This is a genomic window from Metabacillus sp. 22489, assembly GCF_052044855.1.
In the GTDB taxonomy this organism is placed as follows: domain Bacteria; phylum Bacillota; class Bacilli; order Bacillales; family Bacillaceae; genus Metabacillus; species Metabacillus niabensis.
The window spans coordinates 1-7,094 of sequence record NZ_JBQENT010000084.1; the positions used below are offsets into that span (position 1 = coordinate 1).

The following is a 7,094-nucleotide window of genomic DNA, read 5'->3' on the forward strand; positions in this document are numbered from 1 at the left end:
CAATTTCCCCACTGAAACCACTCCTTTAGCTTTATACTTATTATTCTATCAAATAAAAAACTGTGTGAGTAAGGAACCGTACGCATTCCTTACTTACACAGTTAATATTACACTCCCTGAAGAACTAACTTTAGCGATAAATGAATACATACATTTTTATAATCACTATAGATACCAAAAACGACTAAACGGCCTTAGCCCTATGGAATATAGAGCTAAAGCCGCTTAAATCATTTTTATTATTTCTACTGTCTACTTGACGGGGTGCAGTTCATCAACACTTGGGTCGTGTTAAGTCGGTGTTAGCGCTTTTGTTCCTAAAAATATGTTAATCAACTGTTCCAGTTCGCTTAATTTCCACCTTTATATTTGGTTTTATCTTTAGTGCTGAATATTTTTGTCTTAAATCTTCCTCAGTTAAATAGGAATATTTTCTAACACTTCTTATTTTTCTTCCGATGCCAATGGGATCCGTATTTAAATTTTTTAATTCCTCAAGTATATATCCAAATTCTTTGTTTAGGGCTTCTCCAATTAGTTGCTCCATTTTGTTTAGTGAATCTTTATTTTTCACAGAAGTAGATGGTTGTAATTCTAATGTTGAAACGGAAATCATTGCATTTAAATGAACCAATTCTTCGTTCTTTATTTCAATGTTTCCTTTGTACTTTATTGGATGAAGTGTAATCTTATAAATATCACTTTTAGGAAGGTTGAGTTCGGCCATACCTCTTTTCTCTAGTTCTTCAGCAGCAATCTCTACAGTTATATCCCCTAAAAATGCCTTATTATTTGTGAATAATTTTATGTAAAGGGTGTTTATCAACGAAATAGATCCAACAATTTTATCTTCTTTGAATAATGCAACACCATCTATAGAAGGTGCTACCCCATTTGCATTTTTTATCATGGGTAGGGTAGGATCGATACCAATTTCATATAGTGTGGTTATAAAATCATGTAAGTTGGAGTTGACTAACATTTCTTTCTTTTCGTGTTTATCCAATAGTTGATAGATATAGGATCCCATTTCGGGATATTCTTCATAGTTTTTATTTTTAATCGTCTCCTCAGCATTATCAGTAATGGCCAAAAAGATTAAATCACTGATACTGCTATCTCGTTGCATAGTATCCAGAAAAGAAGAAATTCCTACTGTTTCTGCCATATTTTTATTAAACAGTATGGTCCTTAATTGACCAGACGTAATATCATGGCTTGTCTGTTCCTCTAGTTTTTGTCTGATTTGTTTATTAGTCGTTCCGTCGGCAGAAAGGGTTACACTTGTCTTTTCTTCTTTTCGGTCAAATTGTAACAAACTGATAGTGCCTTTGTATGTATTGTCATCAAGCAAGTCAAAACCAATAATCGTTGAAATTCCTTGCATTTCTATTATTTTTTCAGGGGCCATACATGCAGTACAAAGAAGAGAACACAGCAGAATAACAATTTTTTTCATTCTTTCACCTCCGTCTGGAACGAGTATTGATTTTTGATTTTATAATGGTTATTCCATACAAGAAAATCGGATAGATAAACCACAGAAAAAATCCAATTTTGCCAATTTGATCAAAAAAATAATTATTATCTACTCTTTTAGTAATTAAAAAACTGCAGATAAAAGGGATAATGGAGATGAGCCATATTCCATATTTCTGTTTTATATGAAAAATCTGTTTAATACCCATGGAAGAAATATACAGAGTGATACATAGGTTTGGAAAAATAACTAAAATCCATAATGGAACCGCAACAAATTCAAAGCGCTCAATAAATGGAAAATGGACCGTGCTAATCATGCTGACAACAGGCCATACATTCTTCTCTAATTCTTTCGCGCTAAAAAATAAAATAGAAACAACAGTTGTTATTAAAACAAGAATGGTCGTAAACCAGACTGCTATTTGACTAAACAGCTGTAGTTTATTTTTCTCCTTTATAAATGGAAAAATAAAAAATAACGTCTCGAAACCTAACATTGTATAACTGCTCTTGACAACTCCTTTCATAATTTCTGAAGGAGTTGTCGTCATAATAGGTAAAATCCTAGTTAGGTTTATGGTTTGAAGTGGTTGGTACACAACAAATAGCAGCCATATAGTCAATAAAAAGGATAAGAAGCAAACACCGGTCACTACTCTAAATCCGCCGGATACAGCATAAATGGTTAATATTAATAAAGCCAATACCCCGACCCATTCATAGACACCTTCATATCCCCATGTTAGTGACAACTCGACATAACTAATGGTAATCGAATAATGGACGGCAATAAAGTAAATGACAATAAGGAAGTTAAAAATACTACCAATCAAGCGTCCGAATATATGTTCATGAATTTCAAAAAGAGTACCACCTTCATTTTTTTTTAGGATAGAAATCATTAACCATGTAATCAAGCTAACGAATAAACCAGATAGTAAAATGGATATCCAAGCATCTTTTTTTGATTCTAGATACACAATTCTTGGAACTCCAAGAATTCCCATACCAATTTGCGAAGTGTGTATGATATAAAACGCCATAAAGGCGTTAACAAATCGTATATTTGATTTCATTTTGCACCTCAAAATTCATCTAAATCTGTTATATTTCTTAATCGCTCCTTTAGGCGAATGGAGTCTTTTGGTCGATTTACTAACGGTCGCCTCATATAAAAATGGTGGGGGAGACGTATTAAAAAATATTGCAAATCTTTCATTCTTAGCGGATATAGAGGTGCAAGATAAGGTTTATTTAAAGAAGTTAATTTTAACAAGTGAACCATTAGAATACATATACCAAAAATGATTCCATTTAACCCCCAAACACCTGCTAAAATAATGATTGGAAATCTAGCAATTCTGACAGCAGTGCCCATTTCATAAATAGGAGCCGAAAATGCCCCTAATGCACTAAATGCAACAATGATAATTAAAATATTGCTAGTTAATCCTGCCTCAACCGTTGCTTGGCCAATGACAATACCTCCTACAATTCCCATTGTTTGTCCTACTTTTGAAGGAAGGCGGGCACCAGCTTCTCTAAGTAACTCAATTAACAATTCTAGTAAGAGTGCTTCTAATAAGGGCGGAAAAGGAACTTGTGAACGTGATTGTCCAATGATAAATAACAATTTAGATGGTATGAGTTCAAAATGATAAGTCATGGCAGCCACATAAATGGCTGTTAAAAAAATAGAACCTACCATAGCAAAAAATCGGATAAAACGAATAAATGTACTTAAAGACCATCTCAAATAGATATCTTCTGTTGATTCGAAAAATGAGAAAAAATTAGCAGGACCTATAATCCCTACTGGGCTACCATCTATAAAAACACCAATTCGCCCGTTTATAATCGAGTAGATGAATCGATCGGGCAGCTCTGTTAATATAAATTGTGGAAAGAAAGAGTAATGATTATCTTCTAGGCATTGAGCCAAAACGGCACTGTCACTTATATTATCCGTTTTTAATTGTTTAATCCTTTCCTTAAGTGTCTGAAGAGTGTCATCGTTCGCAATATCTTTTATATATACAATTCTTACTTGCTTTTGAACGCGTTCCCCAATCTTTATTTCATCCGTGCACAAATTATAATCATTTAGATTTTGTCTGATTATCTTAACGTTAGAAGTTAATGATTCAGTGAACGAAATTTTAGGTCCATATACTAACGATTCTGTTTCTGCTTTCTCAATAGAGCGTTCAATGGGATTTGCGCAGTTCACCATGAATCCCTTTTTCTCTTCTAAGAAATAAATATAAGCAAATCCATTTAATAGGGAAGAGATAACTTCTTGTTCCTCTATATTTACCATTATTTCTTCTATAGGAATGTTTTTCATTAAATAGGTGTAATGTAAGTATTCTACAGAAAGTTGTTCAATGTATTTAATGACATATTCATTTAGAATCTCTGGCTTAATTAAATTCTTCATGAAAATAATATGAATCCCCACTTGTCCAGCTTCAATCTTTCGACAATTCAAGTCGGGTGATTCATTAAGAATCGATTTAATTTTTTCATAACCTGGCAAGCTCTCATTATTATTACGCTCTGTCATTCTTAACATTTCCTCCAACGTTTTTTATAGTGTCTGTTAAAAAAATTATTTTATACAGAATATGGATAGAAGGATCGTAGAACCAATACATCATAATGGACAGCGTTAAACCATTATTGTGTCTAGTTTAAGAGGTTGGTTTCTTGTCAGTTATTACCCGTTTATTTTTAATGGAGAGACACTTAATTCTGCCTTAAGGAGCGGTAAGACTTTCTTAGCTTTGGAAATTTGAGGTTCTTAGGATGCCAAGTAATTTGTTTAGCCATCGCTAAAATAGTATTTATTTTGGTTAAAAGAAGAATAAAATATGATTTTATCAAGTGAGTGTTTATCCAAAAGTTTGTTAGTTGCTGGTACTTTTATCTATATTATTTTATGTTATGGAAACAATCTTCCTTATTACATCCGTACAATGGGTCAGTGTTTTAGTTTGTGAATAAATGTACTTAAAGTAAAGGATGCGTTTTTTCCATAACAATACATTTTAAAAAGTCCATTATATGCAGGATCTTATTCAAGCCAAGCGTATCTTGGACTGTTTTTGTTTATTAACCCTTTTAAGGGTAGGATAGAGGCAAAAGGATTTTTTAAATCCACTTAAATTTTCAAAAAATATAAGTGATATGAAAGGCTGGAAATCAAATTATATATTTTAGAAGCATAATGGGGTGACTAAAATGGAAATATTTCTAAGTGGGGAGACCGACATGGAGGTAGCCGAACAATTTAGAGAGATTAGAAATGAATTTGAAGCTAAACTAGAAAGCCTTAAGGATAAAAACTATGGTAGTGAATTACAAAGTATTGGAATAACTCCAATTGTCGTAAATCTCTCTCCTGAGTATGAGGAATCAGGCTTTTTTAAAGAAAGAAAACTATTTAAGAAAAAAGAAAAAGATGCAGGTTACAGGCTTCGAATAAACTTCGAGAAATTTGTTAGTGGTGATTACAATATAAAGAGATTATTATTAGCAAAAAATATTATTGATTCAATCAGATCATTAGGAACTAAGGCAAAAAAGGACTTTGATGCCATATCCTTAGAAAAAGATATTTTATACCTATTAGATATAGGCGTAGAAACAATCAATAAAGTAGATATAAAATAAAAAGTAACTGGATTAACTAAACCAGCTAATAGTTTGTCAACATTTTTCAATAAAAAGTTTATTAACCTCATGATATACTAAAAATGTTCATGCCAAATAACCTTCCTAAATTCTCTTGCTGGAAGGTTTTGTTGTATTTAGTTAGATATAGTTCCTATGCTATATCTTGGAAAGAAGTTCTGCTTTTTAGTAAGGCGTAAATCCAAGTAAAAGTTTGTTTACACATGCAATAATCGCTACTCTAAAGGGTTTTCCTTCTTCTCGTTTCTTATCGTAAAACTCTCGTAGTCTTCTATTGCGTGGAATGACCTCATCAGTCGTTTTCTTTTTACGGGAATCCCGAATACCACTTTGAACAGCCATATACAGAGCGTGGCGAAGCCTACACGAGCCCCGTTTGGTTATACGGTTTACCGATGCAGTAAACTTTCCTGAAGAGTACACACTAGGATCTATTCCAGCGAATGCAACTTCTTGGCACCATTAAACCGATCTATCTCTCCGATTTCAGAAATAATCGTTGCAGCGATTTTTTCTCCGATTCCAGGGATAGATTGAAGGATTTCATATTCTTCAATTTCACTAGCGAGGGCATCTATTTCATCCGCAATAATGGATAGATGCTCTTGGTATTGAAGAACAATCTTAACCAAGATTTCAAGGTTAAAAATATGACTATCGTAGAGATTGTTTTGAAAAGGATCACGAATGGCTGCTGCTCTTAACTTCTGTGCCTTTTCCTTTGCCCATGACTCCGAACGACTCATACATAATGAAGATATTTTATCCGTTAACTCTTTTTCACTCACACTTAATACAGCCTTAGAAGTAGGGAACTCTAGTAAAGTAAGCAATGAAACTTTCGAATATAGGCTTCCAAATACACCTCGATACTCAGGAAAAACCTGATCAATTAAAGAATGAAGCTGTATCTTAGTTTTAGCTGATATTTCCGCAATACTCTCTTGTTGTCTTGTCAGATTACGAAGGTTTAATAGTTGAACACCACGCTTCTTATATGGCTCTAGTTCCTCTTAATAAAACAGTTCACAAAGGTGATAAGCATCAATTTCATCTGTTTTTACCTTTCGCAGGCTTGAGCTCTTGGCTCTATGCGAGATAAGAGGATTGACGATAATATAAACGTAATTTTGTTCATCTAGAAACTGAATAACAGGAATATGATAATGACCAGTTGATTCTAAAACAACCGAAGGTTGATAACCACCAGAAGCCCTCGCTACATCTTGAAGGAACTCTAATAAACATCCTAGTCCCTTAAGATCATGAGTAATACTACAGCTCTTACGATATGGTTTACCTTTACCTAAAAACGCTTGAACCTGACTTTCTCCTTTTGATACATCCTGACCAATCACTGGATTCATTAATTTTCTCCTCCTTCTAGAAATACAAATTAGTCGGTAACCCCTAAAGCTCCTTGTAATGTCATAGGTTCGCTTGTTAAACGGGATCATGGTCCCAACCAGCCTGAAACATGTTTATACAAGTAGGGGGTGAACAGTTTAGTTGACGGAATCGAGTTCCACGGGTGCGACGTTCTACCCCGACTACCGTAATAATAAGACCATAAGCAAAAAGGTCAACCAGAAAAATCTGGCTAACCTTATATTACGAAACTAGCTAATAGTAGTTTCATCTTAAAAGAAGTAAAGGAGCGCGATCGTTCAAAAAGAACAGTAGCCTTTTTTTGTAAGGGCCAGGATAGTAAAAAGGTACCCAAATCAAATGAATTACGACCTTTAAAGATATAAAGATTAAGATGATATCTCCTTAGCGTTGGAGATATCATCTTTTATTGTGAAAAAGAAAACCCTAGGCTAGGCCTAGGGTTCCAAAAAGCTTTCAGCGTGGTATTAAAAAAACTCTTCCGTGGTGCTAAAATATTTTTGGTTCCCCAACCAAAATATGAGCAT

5 protein-coding genes and 1 pseudogene are annotated in these 7,094 nt (G+C 33.8%); 2 read left to right on the top strand and 4 right to left on the bottom strand.

Annotated elements, in window-relative coordinates:
* The coding region (locus tag ACTJJ9_RS25665; RefSeq protein WP_440768994.1) for an IS3 family transposase at nucleotides 1-229 on the top strand (229 nt) is incomplete at its 5' end.
* A 99-nt stretch (nucleotides 230-328) separates the two neighbouring features.
* On the opposite strand, the gene ACTJJ9_RS25670 is transcribed toward ACTJJ9_RS25665, so the two are convergent.
* From ACTJJ9_RS25670 to ACTJJ9_RS25680, 3 genes are read right to left on the bottom strand one after another with little or no spacing between them, the layout of a single operon-like run.
* Nucleotides 329-1,459 (bottom strand): Ger(x)C family spore germination protein, encoded by a 1,131-nt coding sequence (locus ACTJJ9_RS25670; RefSeq protein ID WP_145585236.1) that lies wholly within the window; start codon nucleotides 1,457-1,459, stop codon nucleotides 329-331.
* Nucleotides 1,460-1,463: 4 nt separating this feature from the next.
* Nucleotides 1,464-2,558 (bottom strand): GerAB/ArcD/ProY family transporter, encoded by a 1,095-nt coding sequence (locus ACTJJ9_RS25675; protein WP_145585239.1) that lies wholly within the window; start codon nucleotides 2,556-2,558, stop codon nucleotides 1,464-1,466.
* 8 nt (nucleotides 2,559-2,566) lie between these two features.
* Nucleotides 2,567-4,048, bottom strand: a complete 1,482-nt coding sequence (locus ACTJJ9_RS25680; RefSeq protein WP_145585241.1) for a spore germination protein — start codon at nucleotides 4,046-4,048, stop codon at nucleotides 2,567-2,569.
* A gap of 677 nt (nucleotides 4,049-4,725) precedes the next feature.
* Here ACTJJ9_RS25680 and ACTJJ9_RS25685 point away from each other — a divergent pair.
* Complete coding sequence (locus tag ACTJJ9_RS25685) at nucleotides 4,726-5,157, top strand: Imm44 family immunity protein (RefSeq protein WP_145585243.1); 432 nt, start codon at nucleotides 4,726-4,728, stop codon at nucleotides 5,155-5,157.
* Nucleotides 5,158-5,311: 154 nt separating this feature from the next.
* Here ACTJJ9_RS25685 and ACTJJ9_RS25690 read toward each other — a convergent pair.
* Nucleotides 5,312-6,545 (bottom strand): annotated as a pseudogene (locus tag ACTJJ9_RS25690) (IS110 family transposase).
* Between the last annotated feature and the right edge of the window lie 549 nt (nucleotides 6,546-7,094).

Bases quoted from the DNA above. Each gene is read 5' to 3' on its own strand.
- ACTJJ9_RS25680 (WP_145585241.1), bottom strand. From the start codon at position 4,048: ATGACAGAGCGTAATAATAATGAGAGCTTGCCAGGTTATGAAAAAATT.
- ACTJJ9_RS25675 (WP_145585239.1), bottom strand. From the start codon at position 2,558: ATGAAATCAAATATACGATTTGTTAACGCCTTTATGGCGTTTTATATC.
- ACTJJ9_RS25670 (WP_145585236.1), bottom strand. From the start codon at position 1,459: ATGAAAAAAATTGTTATTCTGCTGTGTTCTCTTCTTTGTACTGCATGT.
- ACTJJ9_RS25685 (WP_145585243.1), top strand. From the start codon at position 4,726: ATGGAAATATTTCTAAGTGGGGAGACCGACATGGAGGTAGCCGAACAA.